This is a genomic window from Acidimicrobiales bacterium, assembly GCA_034521975.1.
In the GTDB taxonomy this organism is placed as follows: domain Bacteria; phylum Actinomycetota; class Acidimicrobiia; order Acidimicrobiales; family SKKL01; genus SKKL01.
Genome location: JAXHLR010000006.1, coordinates 372,131 through 388,036, shown reverse-complemented (window position 1 = coordinate 388,036; position 15,906 = coordinate 372,131). Strand labels below are relative to the sequence as shown.

Genomic DNA, 15,906 nt, shown 5'->3' with positions numbered 1-15,906 from the left:
CGCCAACCCGGATCGGGCGTCCCCGCCCGGTGCCCGAGTCCGACCAGTGGCCGGAACCCTCGCATGACCCTGCTCATCCTCCTGCACGCCCTCGTCGCTGTGGCCGCACCCGCGCTCGGCCGGGTGCTCGGTCGGCGCGTCTTCGCATGGATCGCCATCGCTCCGCTCGCCACCCTTGCGTGGCTCGCTCCCAAGCTCGGTCACCTGCTCGACGGCGGCGAGGTCGCCGAGACCACCACGTGGGTGGCCGGCTTGCAGCTCGAGGTGGCGCTGCGCCTCGACGCCTTCGGTGCGCTCATGGTGCTGCTGGTCTCGGGCATCGGAACCCTGGTGTTCGCCTATGCGGGCTACTACTTCCACGAGCGCCCCGATCTCGGTCGATTCGCCATGCTGCTCTGCGCCTTCTCGGGTGCCATGCTCGGCCTCGTCCTCGCCGACAACATCCTGGTGCTGTTCGTGTTCTGGGAGCTCACCTCGGTCACGAGCTACCTGCTCATCGGATTCGAGGATCTGAGGGAGAACTCGCGAAAGGCCGCCTTGCAGGCGCTGATGATCACCGGCATCGGTGGCCTGGCCCTGCTCGCCGGGCTGGTGCTGGTCGGTCAGCAGGCCGGCACCTGGTCGCTCGCCGAGATCCTCGCCGATCCGCCCACCGAGGGCGCCGTCGTGTCCTGGGCCGTGGTGCTGATCTTGGCCGGCGCGTTCACCAAGTCGGCCCAGGTCCCGTTCCACATGTGGCTGCCGGGTGCGATGGAGGCCCCCACGCCGGTCAGCGCCTACCTGCACTCGGCCACGATGGTCAAGGCCGGTGTCTACCTGGTGGCCCGCTTCTCACCCGCCTTCGCCGACGTCGGGCTGTGGAGACCGCTCACCGCGGCCGTCGGTGTCGCCACCATGGTGTGGGGCGGTTACCGCGCTCTGCGCCAACACGATCTCAAGCTCGTGTTGGCCTTCGGCACCATCAGCCAGCTCGGCTTCCTCATCGCCCTGTTCGGTTGGGGCTCCTCCAAGCTGTTGTTCGCCGGCACCGCGATGTTGCTCGCCCACGCCGTGTTCAAGGCATCGCTGTTCATGGTCGTCGGCATCGTCGATCACCAGGCGCACAGCCGCGACCTGCGCCGCCTCAGCGGACTCGGCCGACGTCTCCCCGGTGTGTTCGTCGTGGCGTCGATCGGCGCGCTGTCGATGGCCGGGGTCCCACCGCTTCTGGGGTTCGTCTCCAAGGAAGCCGGCTTCGTCGGGTTCCTCGACGCGCCGGGGCTCTGGTCGAGCGTGGTCCTCGGCGGACTCGTGGTCGGGTCGGTCCTCACCGCCGCCTACACGCTGCGATTCGTATGGGGCACCTTCAGCACCAAGCCCGAGGTGGCAGACCCCATCGGAGCCGAGGTGGCGCGCCCGAGCCGTTGGTTCGTCGCTCCGGCGGCGCTGCTGGCCGTGGTGTCGGTTGCGGGTGGTCTGCTCACCGGTGTGGCCGATGGTCTCGTCCGCCCTGCCGCACGCGCGCTGTCGGTGGGCGCCGGCGAGTACCACCTGCACCTCTGGCCGGGGCTCGGCACACCGCTGGTCCTCTCGGCCATCGCGGTCGGGGGCGGTCTGGTGCTCTTCCTGGGTCGCGACGGGATCACCGCGGTGCAGGACCGTCTGGCTCGTGGTGGCGGTGCCGACCAGGTGTTCCACGCGGGCTACGCGGGGATGCTGCGCGCCGCCGCCCGCATCACCAGGGTCGTGCAACCGGGATCGCAGATGGTCTACATCTCGTTGATCATCGTCTCGTTCACCGTGCTGCCCGCGGTGGTGCTGGTCGGCCATCTCGCCATCCCCGACGACGTCGTCGTCGCCGAGTCGCCGTTCCAGGTGCTGGTCGCCGCGGTCGTGATCGCCGGTGCGCTGGCCACGGTGATCACCCGTCGCCGCTTCGCCGCGGTGGTCACCCTCGGGATCGTCGGGTACGGCGTCGGCATGCTCTTCGTCGTGCAGGGTGCGCCCGATCTGGCCCTCACCCAGGTGCTCATCGAGACGGTGGTGCTGGTCCTGTTCCTGCTGGTGCTGCGGGAGCTGCCCAAGCACTTCTGGTCGCGGCGCGAACGGGCCCTCAAGGCGCTGCACGTCACGATCTCGGTCGCGGTCGCCGCCGTGGTCTTCGGGATCATGGTCACCTCGCTGGCCGCTCGCACCGAGGTCCCGGTGGGTGAGGTCGCCGCCGAGCTCTCCTACCGCGAAGGCGAGGGGCGCAACGCGGTCAACGTGATCCTGGCCGACATCCGCGCCTTCGACACCATGGGCGAGTTGGTCGTCATCGCCGTCGCGGCGATCGGCACCGTCGCGCTGGTCCGCGCTCGTCGACCTCGCGAGGATGTCGAGGTACCGCCCGACCGCGGTCGCTCCGGCGCGGGGCTCGAGGAGCCGACATGACCGACGGAAGGCCCTTTGGCGGCGACCGCTCTCCCATCCTCGACGAGTCGATCAGGCTCGCCTTCCACACCGTTCTGGTGCTGTCGGTGTACCTCCTCTTCGTCGGCCACAACGCGCCCGGAGGAGGGTTCAGCGGCGGTCTGGTGGCCGGAGCCGCCATCTTCTTGCGCTTCATCGCCGGCGGCCGGGCCGCAGGTGCGCTACCGGGGCTGGGGTACGAGGCGCTGTGCGGTCTCGGACTGCTCATCAGCTCGGTCACGGGCGTGGCTGCGCTCGCCGGTGGGCTCGGCTTCCTCGAGTCCTGGGTGTTCGAGCGCGAGGTGCCGGTGTTGGGCGTCGTGAAGTTCACCGGCACCCTTCCCTTCGACATCGGGGTGTACCTGGTGGTCGTCGGCTTGATCGCGGCCATCGTCGACTCGCTGGGTCGGGAGGCCGATACGTCTGAGACCCACGCCCTCGATCCCTCCCACGATCAGGGAGGTTCCCGGTGAGCCTCGCCCTCGCGGTGTGCGCCGCCACCTTGTTCGGATGCGGCACCTACCTGCTGCTGCAGCGGACCCTGACCCGGGTCATCCTCGGCCTCGCTCTCATGGGTCACGGCACGGTGCTGTTGTTGCAGGTCGCGGGTGGTCGGGCGGGGGACCCGCCCATCATGGGCCCCGACGTCGCCGGGGACGCGGTGGTCGACCCCTTGCCCCACGCCCTTGCGCTGACCGCCATCGTCATCAGCTTCGGGGTCACCGCGTTCCTGTTGGCGCTCGCCTACCGGAGCTGGTCGCTCACCGAGGACGACGAGGTCCGCGACGATGTCGAGGACCTCCTCGTCGCCCGCCGGGTCGAGGCCGAGCTGGCCCGCTCCGAAGCCGCGACGGCGCGCGAGCGGCGCGACATCCGCGGCGAGGCGCTGTCCTGGCCGGACACCGGGATCGATGCCGAACCTGGCGCCGACACCGAGCCGGAGGGCGACCAGTGACCGCGCTGTTGCCGCTGTCGGTGGTGTTGCCGCTCATCGGAGCCGCGCTGTGCCTGCTGGTCTCGCGGTCGCGGGTGGTACAGCGCGTGGTGAGCGTGGCCACCCTGGTCGCCGGCGTTGGCATGGCGATCGCCATCCTCGTCACCGTCGACGCCGACGGGGTGACCGCGACCCAGGTCGGCGCCTGGGCCGCGCCGGTCGGCATCTCCCTGGTCGCCGATCTCATGGCCGCGCTGTTCCTGCTGGTGTCGCTGCTCACCATCCTCACCGTCCTGCTCTTCGCCATCGGCCAAGGGGTCGACAACCGGTCGGTGTTCCTCCCGTGCTACCTGGTGCTCACCGCCGGCGTCGCCGGTTCGTTCCTCTCGGGCGACCTGTTCAACCTGTTCGTCTGCTTCGAGATGATGCTGATCGCCAGCTACGTGCTGATCACCATCGGCGCCACCAGCACCCAGGTGCGGTCGGGGATGACCTATGTGGTCATCAACCTCACCGCCAGCACCTTGTTCGTCACCGTGGTCGCCTTCGTCTACGGGGCGACCGGCACCCTCAACTTCGCCGATCTCAGCCAGAAGTTCCCCGCCATCCCGGCCAACCTGCAGCTCGCCATCGGTCTGGCGCTGCTGGTGATGTTCGGCGTGAAGGCGGCGATCTTCCCGGTCTTCGGGTGGCTCCCCGATTCCTACCCCAACGCTCCGACCGCGGTGACCGCGGTGTTCGCCGGGTTGCTCACCAAGGTGGGGGTCTACGCCATCATCCGCACCCAGACCTCGCTCGGGCTGACCGAGCTCGGCGACGTGATCCTCGTCGTGGCCGGCATCACGATGGTCATCGGGGTGATCGGAGCCATCGCCCAGGACGACATCAAGCGCATCCTCAGCTTCCACATCGTCAGCCAGATCGGCTACATGATCATGGGGCTCGGCCTGTTCACGGTGGCGGGGCTGGCGGGGGCGGTCTTCTTCGTGGTGCACCAGATCCCGGGCAAGACCGTGTTGTTCCTCGCCGGTGGTCTGGTCGAAGAGACCACCGGGACCGGCACGCTGCACCGACTGGGAGGCATGTTGCGCACCGCGCCGGTGGTGGCGGCGGCGTTCCTCATCCCCGCTCTGAGCCTTGGGGGCGTCCCGCCCTTTGCCGGGTTCGTGGCCAAGCTGTCCCTCGTCGAGGCGGGGCTGGCGCGTGAGGCCTGGATCATCGTCGGAGTGGCCCTGTTCGCCTCGATCCTGACCATGGTGTCGATGACCAAGATCTGGGCGGGCGTGTTCTGGGGAGCGCCCGACGAGGAGCCCCCGGTGCCCGACGCGAGGGGTGCCACCCGGTTCCGGCCGCCACAGCTGATGACCGCCGCCACCCTCGCCATGGTCGGGCTCACGCTGGCCATCGCCGTGTTCGCCGGGCCGATCTACGACCTGGCCGAACGTGCGGCGGTCGACCTGGTCGACCCGACGGCCTATGCCGAGGCGGTGATGGGCCGATGATCCGCCACCTGGCCATCGCCGCCTGGCTCACCGCGGTGTGGGCCGCCCTGTGGGGCGACTTCAGCGCCGCCAACCTCATCTCGGGCGCGGTCATCGCCACGGTGTTGCTGGTGCTGTTCCCCACAACTCGCGATCCACGCCACGGGACTCTCCGTCCCGTCGCCGCGCTGTGGTACCTGGGGTACTTCCTCGGCCAACTGGTCATCTCGAACCTGCGGGTGATCTGGGAGGTCCTCACGCCCCGCAACCACGAGCGCGAGGCCATCCTGGCGATCCCTGTGGTGCCGTCGTGCTCGCCGACGGTGCTGACCCTGCTGGTCAACAGCATCGGGCTCACCCCTGGCACCATGGTCGTCGACCTCACCGAGACGCCACGGGTGATCTATGTGCACCTGCTCCAGGTCCACGACGTCGACCGAGCCCGGGCCGGACTGATGAAGATGCAACACCTGGCCATCCGCGCCTTCGCGTCCCGGCAGGCGGTGGCCGAGCTCGACGAGTTGGCGCTCCCCGGCGGGGGTGTCCGCTGATGTTCGACACGTCGTTGGTCGTGGCCTTCGCCATCCTGTCGCTGGCCGCGGTGCTGGCCGCGGTGCGGGTGGTGTCCGCATCGAGCCTGGCCGACCGCATCGTCGCGCTCGACCTGCTGGTGGCCGTCGCCATGATCACCATCGTTGCCGATGCGGCACGCCGGGGGACCGCTGCGTTCCTCGACGTCGTGGTCGTCATCGCGCTGCTCGGGTTCCTCGCGACGGTCTCGGTGGCTCGCTTCATCGAACGGAGGGGGGCCCGATGACCGAGGTGCTCATGTCGGTGCTGGTGCTCGCCGGCGCGCTCCTGACGCTCATCTCCGCGATCGGCCTGCACCGCTTCGCTGACGTGTTCGCCCGCGTGCACGCCGCCGGCAAGGCGGCACCGTTGGGTGGGGCGATGGTGTTCACCGCCACCGCCATCGAGCTGGGCGATCCGGGTCACGGAGCCAAGTTGCTGCTCGCCCTGCTGTTGCTCGGTCTCACCTTTCCGAGCGGAATGCACCTGGTCGTTCGCTCGGCCTACCGCACCGGCACCGAGCGCCGGCCCGACATGGACGTCGACGAGCTGGCTGACGCCGTCGAACGGGGCGAGGCCGGCGCGACCGATCCCGGCCGTGACCCCGGGGTCTGAGCCAGCACCGGTACCATCGCCGCAGTGTCCACCGAGGTCAACGATCCCCCTCCTCCCTCGGGCGCGACCACTCCCGCGGGGCGGGTGCTCGTCGTCGGGCTGATCGCGCTCATCCTGGGTGCGCTCCTCAACGCCGACAGCCTCGTCGCCCAGGCAGAACGCAAGCCGTTCGGCTGGCCGCGCGACCTGTCGCTGATGGTGTGGCACCCGCTGCAGGACCTCAGCCACGCCCTGTCCCTGAACCGGCCTCGTGACTGGATCGACTCGATGACCGGACGAGCCGACACCCGCGCTGACGCCGACTTCGAGTTCCCACCCCCCACCACAGATGCCGGTGAGTCCGCCACCCCGACCACCACCGCTCCCCCGGACCAACCCGCGCCGACCACGTCGTCCACGACCACCACCGAGCCGCCGCCCCCTCCCGAACCCGAACTGCGCACCCCGACAGCCGAGGACCCGTTGCGGCTCTGGGTCGGTGGTGACTCGATGTCACAGGTCTTCGGACAGTCGCTCGTCGGCTTCGTCGGCGAGACCGACCTCATCACCAGCGAGCTCGACTACCGGATCTCCACCGGCCTCACCCGGCCCGACTACTTCAACTGGCCCGCCCACCTCGCCGCCGAGCTGGAGCGGCTGGACCCCGAGGCGGTCGTCATCATGTTCGGCGCCAACGACGCCCAAGGGCTCGAGACCGACGACGGCCAGGTGTTCGGTGTCCTGACCGAGGGCTGGATCGAGGAGTACCAGCGTCGGGTGGCAGGGACGATGGATCTGCTCCGTGACCCCGATGGCGAGCGGATCGTGTACTGGGTCGGGCAACCCATCATGCGTTCTGCTGGGTTCTCCGAGCGCATGGCCGGGCTCAACGCCATCTACCGCGAGGAAGCCGACACCCGACCGTGGGTGCGCTATGTCGACTCCTACTCGCTCTTCGCCGACGACGCGGGCCAGTACGAGGCCTTCCTCCCGGGCGTCGACGGACAGGTGCAGGACCTACGCCAGGGCGACGGGATCCACCTGTCCCGAGCCGGTGGCGATCTGCTGGCGCGCCGCGTGCTCGACCTCGTCGAGGCCGACGCCGGCCTGAGCTGAGTTGAGCTGAGCCTCGCCGAGGTTCAGAACTGGAAGTAGATGAACGGGGCGACGCCCTCGGGTCCCAACGCGTCCATCACCGTGAACCCCACGGCGAGGGCCACCGCGTAGACCGCCAGCGGGGTCGCCGCCGCGAGCCGTTCGGCCCGCACGGCCAGCTCGTCGGGAACGAACTGCATGGCCAGGCTGGCCAGGATGGTGGCCGCGACGAGCAGGGTCAGCATCGGTCCGGTGCCACCGGCGGAGGCGATCCGGCCCAGCAGTTCGGTGGCCTGGGTGAAGGTCTCGGCCCGGAAGAAGACCCAGGCGAAGCACACGAGGTGGAAGGTGAGCAGCCACTGCCCGGCCCGCACCACCGGCAACGGGTACCCGCGGGGCGTCCACTGCTGCTTCACCACCCGCTCCACGATCAGGTAGGCACCGTGGAGCGCACCCCAGGCCACGAAGGTCCAGGCTGCTCCGTGCCACAGGCCGCCGAGCAGCATGGTGAGGAACAGGTTGCGATGCACGAACGCCGGCGTCCCGCGGTTGCCGCCGAGGGGGATGTAGAGGTAGTCCCGCAGCCAGCGCGACAGGGTCATGTGCCAGCGGCGCCAGAACTCCTGGATCGACAGGGCCCGGTAGGGCTTGTCGAAGTTCTGCGGGAACCGGAACCCCAGCAACAGCGCGCACCCGATGGCGATGTCGGTGTAGCCGCTGAAGTCGGCATAGATCTGGATGGCGTAGCCGTAGACGGCGAACAGGTTCTCGAGCGCGCTGAACTGCCCGGGGTTGGCGAACACCGGGTCGACGATGTTCGTAGCGAGGAAGCTCGAGATCACCATCTTCTTGAACAGGCCACGAAAGATCAGCCGGAACGCCTCGGGCATGCGCACGTGTCGCGGATCGGGCCGTTCGGCCAGCTGAGGGGCGAACTCCGAGGCCCGCACGATCGGTCCCGCGACGAGCTGGGGGAAGAAGCTCAGGTACACCGCGAAGTCGAGCAGGGGCATGGTCTGGATCTGGCCCCGTCCGATGTCGATCACATAGCTCATCGCCTGGAAGGTGAAGAACGAGATGCCGACGGGGAGGATCACGTCGAGCAGCGGCGGTGAGAGGTCGACACCGAACCGGTCGCCGAGCGCCAGCAGCGACTCGACGAAGAAGCCGTAGTACTTGAAGAAGCCCAGCACCCCCAGGTTGACCGCCACCGCCATGACGACCAGGGCCCGGCTCGGACCGGTCTTGGAGTCGTCGGGGGCGAGCGAGGCGGCCGTTGCCCGGCCGAACAACCAGTTGGCGACGATCGAGAAGACGATGAGTGCGACGAAGCGGACGTCCCAGTAGGCGTAGAAGTAGAGGCTGGCGCCGAACATGAACAGCCGCCACGGCCGTTCGTGGGGTCGCAGCACCCAGTTGGCGGTGAAGACGACCACGAAGAAGACCGCGAAGGCGACGGTGGGGAACAGCATCAGCCGAAGGTGGGGGAGAGGGCGAGGTGTCGGGGGAGCGGCACGACGATGAGGTTCAGCGGCCGGAGAACCTCGGGGGGCGACCCTCGGCGAAGCTGGTGATGCCCTCGGTGAAGTCGTCGCTCTGGAACAACAGCATGGTCTGCAGCAGCACGTGGTGGCTGTGACTCTGGAAGTCCTCGGTGAGGCCGTGGCGGAACAGGCGCTTCATGGCCTGGACCGCCAATGGCGCGTTGGCCGCGATGGCGCCGGCCCACTCGTGTGCTGTGGCCATCACCTGGTCGCCTGGGATCGCCCGGTTCACGAGGCCCATCTCGGCTGCTTCGACCCCGGTGAGATCGCGACCCAGAAACCCGATCTCGGCGGCCTTGGCCCAACCGAGCAACCGTGGCAGGTACCAGGTGCCGCCGCTCTCGGGGACCACGCCCCGCTTGGCGAAGCCGGTGATGATCTTGGCATCCTCGGCGACGAGCCTGATGTCGCACCCGAGCGCGAGATCGAGGCCGTAGCCGGCGGCAGCCCCGTTGATGGCGCCGATGACCGGTGTGTCCATCTCGAACAGCTCGATGGTCGGCAGGTCGCGGGTGGTCTGGTGCCGAAGCCCGCCCCCGCCCGCTCCGCTACTGGAGCTGCCGATCCCGGTGCCGGCCATGGCGTCTTTGATGTCGAGTCCGGCGCAGAAGGCGCGACCCGCACCGGTGATGATCACCACCCTGACCTCGTCGTCGAGGTCGGCCTGGGCCAGCCGGGTGGCCAGGTGCTGCAGCATCGGCACCGAGATGGCGTTCATCCGGTCGGGTCGGTTGAGGGTGATGGTGGCGACGTGATCGCTCACCGCGTAGAGGACCGGGTCGTCCTCGGTGGCGTCGGGTTGGTCGGTCACGGTGGGCTCCTCCGATCGGGGCCGTCGAACACGGGCCCCGCGCATCGTACGGCACCGCTACCGGCCCCTCGGTGGAGCGTCGAGGACCGCGCGGGGCGAAAAACCGAGCTGGGCCGTTAGAATTCGACCCATGGCATCAGAGACTTCCACCGCATCCGCCACCGAGGCCGAGGCCGGAACCGAGGAGCGCACCGCCGACTCGGTGATCCTCGTCACCGACGAGGCCCGCGACAAGGTGCTCGAGATCCGTGGCGCCGAGGAAGATCCCGACACGCTGGGACTGCGCATCGAGGTCGTGGGGGCCAGCGGCGTCGAGTACGCCTATGACCTGGCCTTCGAGCCCATCGCCGACGCGGCCGAGGGTGATTCGGTCGTCACCGACGGTGGACTCACCGTGATCGTGCCCGCCGACAGCGTCGACAAGCTGGCGGGCGCCACCCTCGACCTTCCGGCCAACGCCGGCCAAGGTGGTCTGGTCATCCGCAACCCCAACCGCCCCGATCCGCTGGCCGGTGTCGAGCTCGACCTCCACGGCGACATCGCCGAGAAGGTGACCCAGCTCCTCGAGCAGTCGGTCAACCCCATGTTGGCGGCCCACGGGGGGTTCGCCAGCCTCACCGGCGTCGAGGACACCAAGGTCTACCTCTCGATGGGGGGCGGCTGTCAGGGGTGCGCGGTCAGCGCCATGACCCTGCGCCAGGGCATCGAGGCCCAGATCAAGGCCGCCATCCCCGAGGTCACCGAGATCATCGACGTCACCGACCACGACGCCGGCGAGAACCCCTACTACAGCTGATCCCGGCTACACGTTGCGGGTGACGCGCACCGCCCCGGCACTCGCGATCACCAGCATCGCGGCGAGCACCACGACCGCCGATGTCGATGTCGGATGGCCGAGCCATGGGTCCTGGATGGCCAGCACGGCGTAGGTGAGCGGCAGGAGGTCGCTGGCCTGGCGCATGCCGTCGGAGAGTACATCGGGAGGTGGACCGGCCCCCGACAGCAGCCACATCGGGAAGAAGGCCAGCATGCCGATGGCTTGGGCCGCTCGTGCGGTGCGGGCCAGGCTGCCGATGAGGAACCCGAGGGCGAGGAAGCTCAGCGCGCCGAGCGCGAACCCGGCCACCGCCCCCAGGGTCGAGGCGGGTGCGTTCGCGTCATAGACCACGGCGCCGACGACGACCAGGGTGAGCCCACCCACGGCGGCCAGGCCCAGGGTGACCACCAGCTGGGCACCGAGCACACCACTGGCCGGGACCGACGAGGCGCGGAACCGTCGGAGCACCCCCTGCTCGCGATAGGTGGCGACGTGGACGGGAAGCGCGACGAGTCCGAGGGCGGCGATCACCACCGCCAGGTAGCTCGCCTGGTAGTAGTCGATCGGGCGGGCGAACCGGAACTCGGCGGTCGGCTGTGATCCGAACACCCCGAACAGCACCACCATGACCACGATCGGGAACACGAAGGTGAACACGAGCAGAATCGGTTCGCGAGCCAGCAGTTTGGCCTCGACCCACACGAGCTTGACGAAGAGACGGGTCATGCGCCGCTGCCCGGATCGCCGGTGAGCTCGAGGTAGACGTCTTCGAGCGAGGGGTGCTGGGCCCGCAGGTCGTCGGGAACGAGGCCCCGTTCGACGAGAAGCGACGCCACGATGGCAAGCACCGGTCCCGAACCGGTGACCTCCACCGACCGACCGTGTCTGATCACCCCGGACACGTGCTGCCCGTCGGCCAGCCAGCCCACGTCGGCATCGGTGGTGAACCTCACGGTGACGGTCCGGGCCGCCTCGGCGACCAGCTGGTGCGGGGACCCGTCGGCGATCACCCGCCCGTGGTCGATGATCGCCACCCGATCACAGAGGTGCTCGACCTCGTCCATGTGGTGGGTCACGAGCACCACGGTGGCTCCCCGGTCGCGCACCTGTCGGATCAGTTCCCACGCCACCCGCCGGGCGCTCGGGTCGAGTCCCTGGGTGAGCTCGTCGAGGAACACGACCTCGGGATCATTCACCAGCGCCAGCGCCACGAGGAGGCGTTGGCGCTGGCCGCCGGAGAGTGACGCGAAGCTCTGCCGGGACTGCTCGGACAGTCCCCAGGTGGTCAGCAGCTCGCGCCAGTCGGGGCCGGCGGAGCTGACCGACGCGAAGAGATCGAGCGCTTCCCAGACCCGCATGCGATCGGGCAGTGCTGACTCCTGGAGCTGTGAACCGATGCGGCGGAGCAGCTCACGAGGACGGGCCATGGGATCGAGGCCGAGCACGCGGACCTGCCCGCTGTCGTAGCGGCGTAGCCCCTGGAGGCATTCGACGGTGGTGGTCTTGCCCGCTCCGTTCGGTCCGAGGATGCCGAAGATCTCGCCCTGCTCGACGCGAAGCGACACGTGGTCGACCGCGATGATGTCTCCGTAGCGCTTGGTCAGGCCGTCCACCTCGATCACCGACATCGCCACGACCCTAGGCGCCGGGTCGGGGAGCGAGCGGTGCCTGGCTCAGTTCGACAGGCGGCGACGAACCCGTTCGGCCACACCTTGGGCGTCGAGTCCCAGTTCGGCGAGGATGGCATCGGGCTTGCCGTGGGGAAGGAACCGTGTGGGCACGCCGAGCACCATCACCGGTGGGACGAGGGATCCGGCCGCGTCGGCGGTCGTGTCGACCGCGTCGGAGATGAGCGAACCTGCACCGCCGTCGCGGTAGCCGTCCTCGATGGTGACGACCAAGGGATGGGCAGCGGCGTCCGCGACCATCTGGGGGTCGAGGGGGGTGACGGCTCGCGGGTCCCACACCGTGGCCTCGATGCCCTCGTCGGCGAGGGCATCGGCGGCATCCAGCGCCGTCTGCAGCATCTTGCCGACGCCGATGAGGCACACGTCGGAGCCGCGCCGCCACTGCCGTGCCCGGAACCCGACACCCACCTCGTCGGCGGTGACGTTGCGGGCCGCGGTCTTGGGCCAGCGGATGGCGACCGGTCCCTCGGCGATGGCGATGGCGTCGTGGAGCATCGCCTGCAGCTCCTGGTAGGACGAGGGTGCGAGCAGGGTCATTCCGGGGACCTTGGAGAGCAGGACCATGTCGAGCACGCCGTGGTGGGATGGTCCGTCGTCGCCGGTGATGCCGGCCCGGTCGATGCAGAAGATGACCTTCTGGCCGTGGAGGGCGACATCGAGGTTCACCTGGTCGAAGGCACGGCTGAGGAAGGTCGAGTAGAGCGCGACGACAGGGATCAGCCCACCCATGGCCATGCCCGATGCCGAGGTCACCGCGTGTTGCTCGGCGATGCCGACATCGATCATTCGGCCGGGGAACCGCTCGTCGAAGGGGAGCAACCCGGTGGAGTCCGGCATCGCCGCGGTGAGCGCCACCAGGTTGGGGTGCTCCTCGCCGGCTTTGATGATGGCTTCGGCGAAGGCCGCGGTGTAGCTGCCCGGCTTGACGCCTCCGATGTCGTGCAGGTTCTTGACGTGGTCGTTCTCGGCGGGCGGGTAGCCCCGGCCCTTCTGGGTGATGACGTGGACGATCTGGGGGCCGCTCAGTTCAGCGGCGTAGCGGAACGCCCGCTCGAGCTCGGCGATGTCGTGGCCGTCGAACGGGCCGTAGTACTGCAATCCGAGCTGCTCGAAGAACGTGGTCGGTTCGGTCCAGAACTCGCGGGCGGCGGTGCGGGTCGCGTTGAACCCGCGACGCAGCAGCCTCCCGATCAGGGGGATGCGACAGAGGAACCGCTCCATGCGGGTGGTCTCGCGCACATAGAACGGGTTGGCTCGCAGTCGGTTGAGCGACTCGCCGAGTCGGGACACCGTCGGGGCGTAGGAGCGCCCGTTGTCGTTGAGCACGATGATGGCATCGCGGCCGCTGTGGCCCAGGTTGTTGAGCCCTTCGTAGGCCATGCCCCCGGTCATCGAACCGTCGCCGATCACGGCGATGACCCGGCGACCGTCGCCGCCCTCGTACTGCTGCGCCGTGGCCAGCCCGTGGGCGTAGCTGATGACCGTGGAGGCGTGGCTGTTCTCGATCCAGTCGTGGGGGGACTCGTCGCGGCTCGGATAGCCGGAGAGGCCGCCTGCCTGGCGGAGTCCGCCGAACTGGTCGCGGCGCCCGGTGAGCACCTTGTGGACATAGGCCTGGTGGCCGGTGTCGAACAGCACGATGTCCTTGGGCGAGTCGAACACCCGGTGCAGGGCCAGCGTGAGCTCGACCGCCCCCAGGTTCGAACCGAGGTGTCCGCTTCCGGTGCTGTTCACCGCGTCGACGATGAACTCACGGATCTCGGCGGCGAGCCCTTCGAGGTCGGCATGGGTCAGCGGGGTGAGATCGGCGGGCGATTCGATGTGATCGAGCAGTCTCGGTGGCGGTTCGGTTGGTGGGTCGGCGGTGCTAGCCACAGCCAAACCGTACCGCTGCACGATACGACGCACCACGTCACCGGGTGGTGCCGTGGGGTTCAGGCGTGGTTCAGGCGGAGTTCAGGGACCGGTCACGAGGCTGGGGCACCACGAGCTCGCGAGCGATGCGGCGGTCGTTCCACGCGGCGACGCGGGTGCCGAGCAGCCAGCCGACCCCGAGCACGAGCGCCCCGCCCACCGCGTCGAGCCAGAAGTGGTTGGCGGTGACGACCACCGCGAACAGCGTCGCCGGGGGGTAGAGCGCAGCGAGGACCCGGGCCCAGCGGTGCCGGGCCAGCGACCAGATCGCCAACGCGCACCAGGACGACCACGCGAAGTGCAGGCTGGGCATGGCCGCGTACTGGTTGGAGACCCGCGACATGTTCCCTTGGTTGAACGACCACAGCCCCCCGTGCTGGTCGAGCGTGTCGACGAAGGGGTAGTCATCGGGGTCGAAGGCGGGATCGGCCTGGCCGGCGCCCCAGTCGCAGTCGTCGCAGAGCAGGCGTGGAGGCATGAGGGGGAAGAGGCTGAAGCCGATGAGGGCCAGGGCGGTGGTGAAGGCGAGGGTGTTGCGCCAGGCCGCGTAGTAGGAGCGCCGGCGAGCGAACAGCCAGATGAACACGCCGATGGTGACCGCGAAGTGGAAGGTGCCGTAGAACACGTTCCAGAACTGGATGAACCAGGTGTGGCCGAGGAACCAGCTCTGGATCGTGGCTTCGTGGTAGAGGCCGACGAACGCCTCGATGTCGATGATGAGCTTGGCGTGTTCATAGGCCCGCCGGCTGTCGAGCGACGCCGAGCCGAACTGGTTCCTGGTCCATGAGTAGATGAGGAAGAAGGTGGTGACGTAGATGACCTCACGCCACCAGCGCAGCCGCTTGGCGTGGACCTCCTGTGCGGCCAGCGCCAGGGTTGCCGAGTTGTCATCGGGCGCCGCCGAGTCGGGGGCGTTCACCGACTGGTGGTCGGCGGGGAGCCCAGGATCCTCGGTGCGGCTCATGCCAAGGCTCCGCTGGCGGCAGGATTGTGCCGGCGAGGTCCGATGGCGAACGCCGGAGCGCCGGGGAGGCTGGTGACCACGTTGAGCAGATAGAGGCAGAGCCCGAGCGCGATCGCCTGCTCGGTGGGGACGCCGAGGGGACCGAGAAAGATCACGAAGGCGGCCTCGCGCAGACCCAAGCCCGAGATGCCGACGGGCAGGACCTGGATGACGAGGACGGCCGGGAGGAACGTGAGCATCGCGGTGAGCCCGAGCGCGCTGATGCCGAGGGCCTGGCTCGCCATCAGCGCGGCGACCACCATCACCAGCTGGTAGAGGACGCCGGCAGCGAGGACCGAGGTGGCGGCGAGGGGCTGCTTGCGCAAGTGGGTCATGCCTTCGTGGACCGCTCCGGCGAAGCGGGACCAGCCCTCGCGGCGTGCGAATCGCCCGCCCAGGCGCACGTCGGCGACGAGGACCACGACGAGCACCAGGGCGGTGAGGGTCGCGGCCGCGACGGCGGCGGCCAGGGCGGTGGCGGCTCCCAGCTGACGCAGGCCGGGGTTCGCCAGGAGACCGGCGAAGGTGATGAGCGGAAGCACCAGCCAGCCGCTGAGGCGTTCGAGCACCACCGAGGCGAAGGTGCTGGGGCTGTGGCCACTTTCCTGGGACAGGCGCGACACCCGCACCACGTCGCCTCCGATGGTGGTGGGCAACACGTTGGAGATGAACTGGCCGGCGAGGTAGTGGGAGAACAGGTGGCGCCACCGGGTGTGGATCCCCATGGCGGTGAGGACCTGCTGCCAGCGCATGGTGGAGAGGCCGATGCCGATGAAGGTGAACGCGGCGGCCCCGGCGAGCCACATGATGGTGCTGAACGACCACGTGGGGGTCAGCGAGCCGGGGTCGACGTCGTCGACCTGGGTGAACAGCACCGCCAGGAAGCCGACGCTCACCAGGACGCGGACGAGCAGCACCGCTCGGCGCCTGAATTGTGTGCTCGTCGCTTCCATGCCGCTCCCCGAACCGGCCACGTGCCCGCCCGTCAGACCTCCTGGCAGTCTATGACCGAAACCGTCCCGTGG

At 69.1% G+C, this 15,906-nt stretch carries 16 protein-coding genes; 9 read left to right on the top strand and 7 right to left on the bottom strand.

Annotated features, from left to right (window positions below):
- Positions 1 to 63 precede the first annotated feature (63 nt).
- The 8 genes from mbhE to U5K29_11250 are packed head-to-tail and all read left to right on the top strand — an operon-like array spanning position 64 to position 7,125.
- Complete coding sequence (gene mbhE, locus U5K29_11285) at positions 64 to 2,412, top strand: hydrogen gas-evolving membrane-bound hydrogenase subunit E (protein MDZ7679123.1); 2,349 nt, start codon at positions 64 to 66, stop codon at positions 2,410 to 2,412.
- The gene (locus U5K29_11280) at positions 2,409 to 2,903 is read left to right on the top strand and encodes an MnhB domain-containing protein (protein ID MDZ7679122.1); all 495 of its coding nucleotides are present in this window, start codon (positions 2,409 to 2,411) and stop codon (positions 2,901 to 2,903) included. The genes mbhE and U5K29_11280 overlap by 4 nt, the downstream gene beginning before the upstream one ends.
- A complete protein-coding gene (locus tag U5K29_11275) occupies positions 2,900 to 3,385 on the top strand; it encodes a Na(+)/H(+) antiporter subunit C (GenBank protein ID MDZ7679121.1) in 486 nt (161 codons plus the stop codon). The genes U5K29_11280 and U5K29_11275 overlap by 4 nt, the downstream gene beginning before the upstream one ends.
- A complete protein-coding gene (locus U5K29_11270; protein ID MDZ7679120.1) occupies positions 3,382 to 4,866 on the top strand; it encodes a proton-conducting transporter membrane subunit in 1,485 nt (494 codons plus the stop codon). The genes U5K29_11275 and U5K29_11270 overlap by 4 nt, the downstream gene beginning before the upstream one ends.
- Positions 4,863 to 5,396: a Na+/H+ antiporter subunit E gene (locus U5K29_11265; protein MDZ7679119.1), complete on the top strand. Its 534-nt coding sequence runs from the start codon at positions 4,863 to 4,865 to the stop codon at positions 5,394 to 5,396. Before U5K29_11270 ends, U5K29_11265 begins: the two co-directional genes overlap by 4 nt.
- Complete coding sequence (locus tag U5K29_11260) at positions 5,396 to 5,662, top strand: monovalent cation/H+ antiporter complex subunit F (protein ID MDZ7679118.1); 267 nt, start codon at positions 5,396 to 5,398, stop codon at positions 5,660 to 5,662. The genes U5K29_11265 and U5K29_11260 overlap by 1 nt, the downstream gene beginning before the upstream one ends.
- Positions 5,659 to 6,030 carry a monovalent cation/H(+) antiporter subunit G gene (gene mnhG, locus U5K29_11255; GenBank protein MDZ7679117.1) on the top strand — a complete coding sequence of 124 codons (372 nt, stop codon included), beginning with the start codon at positions 5,659 to 5,661 and terminating at the stop codon, positions 6,028 to 6,030. The genes U5K29_11260 and mnhG overlap by 4 nt, the downstream gene beginning before the upstream one ends.
- Before the next feature lie 24 nt (positions 6,031 to 6,054).
- Positions 6,055 to 7,125: a DUF459 domain-containing protein gene (locus tag U5K29_11250; protein MDZ7679116.1), complete on the top strand. Its 1,071-nt coding sequence runs from the start codon at positions 6,055 to 6,057 to the stop codon at positions 7,123 to 7,125.
- A 23-nt stretch (positions 7,126 to 7,148) separates the two neighbouring features.
- Here U5K29_11250 and U5K29_11245 read toward each other — a convergent pair whose 3' ends face one another.
- Together U5K29_11245 and U5K29_11240 are read right to left on the bottom strand one after the other, a co-directional pair.
- Positions 7,149 to 8,576, bottom strand: coding sequence for an MBOAT family protein (locus U5K29_11245; protein MDZ7679115.1), 1,428 nt, complete (start codon positions 8,574 to 8,576; stop codon positions 7,149 to 7,151).
- A gap of 55 nt (positions 8,577 to 8,631) precedes the next feature.
- Positions 8,632 to 9,459, bottom strand: a complete 828-nt coding sequence (locus tag U5K29_11240) for an enoyl-CoA hydratase-related protein (GenBank protein MDZ7679114.1) — start codon at positions 9,457 to 9,459, stop codon at positions 8,632 to 8,634.
- A gap of 130 nt (positions 9,460 to 9,589) precedes the next feature.
- On the opposite strand from U5K29_11240, the gene U5K29_11235 reads away from it, so the two are divergent.
- Entirely contained in the window at positions 9,590 to 10,255 is a 666-nt protein-coding gene (locus U5K29_11235) for a NifU family protein (protein MDZ7679113.1), read from the top strand.
- 6 nt (positions 10,256 to 10,261) lie between these two features.
- Here the strand turns inward: U5K29_11235 and U5K29_11230 are convergent, their stop codons facing one another.
- The 5 genes from U5K29_11230 to U5K29_11210 all read right to left on the bottom strand — a co-directional run bounded on the left by U5K29_11230 (position 10,262) and on the right by U5K29_11210 (position 15,798).
- Complete coding sequence (locus tag U5K29_11230; GenBank protein MDZ7679112.1) at positions 10,262 to 11,002, bottom strand: ABC transporter permease; 741 nt, start codon at positions 11,000 to 11,002, stop codon at positions 10,262 to 10,264.
- Positions 10,999 to 11,904 carry an ABC transporter ATP-binding protein gene (locus U5K29_11225; protein MDZ7679111.1) on the bottom strand — a complete coding sequence of 302 codons (906 nt, stop codon included), beginning with the start codon at positions 11,902 to 11,904 and terminating at the stop codon, positions 10,999 to 11,001. Before U5K29_11225 ends, U5K29_11230 begins: the two co-directional genes overlap by 4 nt.
- Before the next feature lie 45 nt (positions 11,905 to 11,949).
- A complete protein-coding gene (dxs, locus tag U5K29_11220) occupies positions 11,950 to 13,839 on the bottom strand; it encodes a 1-deoxy-D-xylulose-5-phosphate synthase (GenBank protein MDZ7679110.1) in 1,890 nt (629 codons plus the stop codon).
- A gap of 70 nt (positions 13,840 to 13,909) precedes the next feature.
- Positions 13,910 to 14,842: a phosphatase PAP2 family protein gene (locus U5K29_11215; protein MDZ7679109.1), complete on the bottom strand. Its 933-nt coding sequence runs from the start codon at positions 14,840 to 14,842 to the stop codon at positions 13,910 to 13,912.
- On the bottom strand, positions 14,839 to 15,798 hold the full coding sequence (locus tag U5K29_11210; GenBank protein ID MDZ7679108.1) for a lysylphosphatidylglycerol synthase transmembrane domain-containing protein: 960 nt from the start codon (positions 15,796 to 15,798) through the stop codon (positions 14,839 to 14,841). Before U5K29_11210 ends, U5K29_11215 begins: the two co-directional genes overlap by 4 nt.
- Positions 15,799 to 15,906: the final 108 nt, after the last annotated feature.

Bases quoted from the DNA above. Each gene is read 5' to 3' on its own strand.
- mbhE (MDZ7679123.1), top strand. From the start codon at position 64: ATGACCCTGCTCATCCTCCTGCACGCCCTCGTCGCTGTGGCCGCACCC.
- U5K29_11280 (MDZ7679122.1), top strand. From the start codon at position 2,409: ATGACCGACGGAAGGCCCTTTGGCGGCGACCGCTCTCCCATCCTCGAC.
- U5K29_11265 (MDZ7679119.1), top strand. From the start codon at position 4,863: ATGATCCGCCACCTGGCCATCGCCGCCTGGCTCACCGCGGTGTGGGCC.
- U5K29_11260 (MDZ7679118.1), top strand. From the start codon at position 5,396: ATGTTCGACACGTCGTTGGTCGTGGCCTTCGCCATCCTGTCGCTGGCC.
- mnhG (MDZ7679117.1), top strand. From the start codon at position 5,659: ATGACCGAGGTGCTCATGTCGGTGCTGGTGCTCGCCGGCGCGCTCCTG.
- U5K29_11245 (MDZ7679115.1), bottom strand. From the start codon at position 8,576: ATGCTGTTCCCCACCGTCGCCTTCGCGGTCTTCTTCGTGGTCGTCTTC.
- U5K29_11235 (MDZ7679113.1), top strand. From the start codon at position 9,590: ATGGCATCAGAGACTTCCACCGCATCCGCCACCGAGGCCGAGGCCGGA.
- U5K29_11230 (MDZ7679112.1), bottom strand. From the start codon at position 11,002: ATGACCCGTCTCTTCGTCAAGCTCGTGTGGGTCGAGGCCAAACTGCTG.
- U5K29_11225 (MDZ7679111.1), bottom strand. From the start codon at position 11,904: ATGTCGGTGATCGAGGTGGACGGCCTGACCAAGCGCTACGGAGACATC.
- U5K29_11215 (MDZ7679109.1), bottom strand. From the start codon at position 14,842: ATGAGCCGCACCGAGGATCCTGGGCTCCCCGCCGACCACCAGTCGGTG.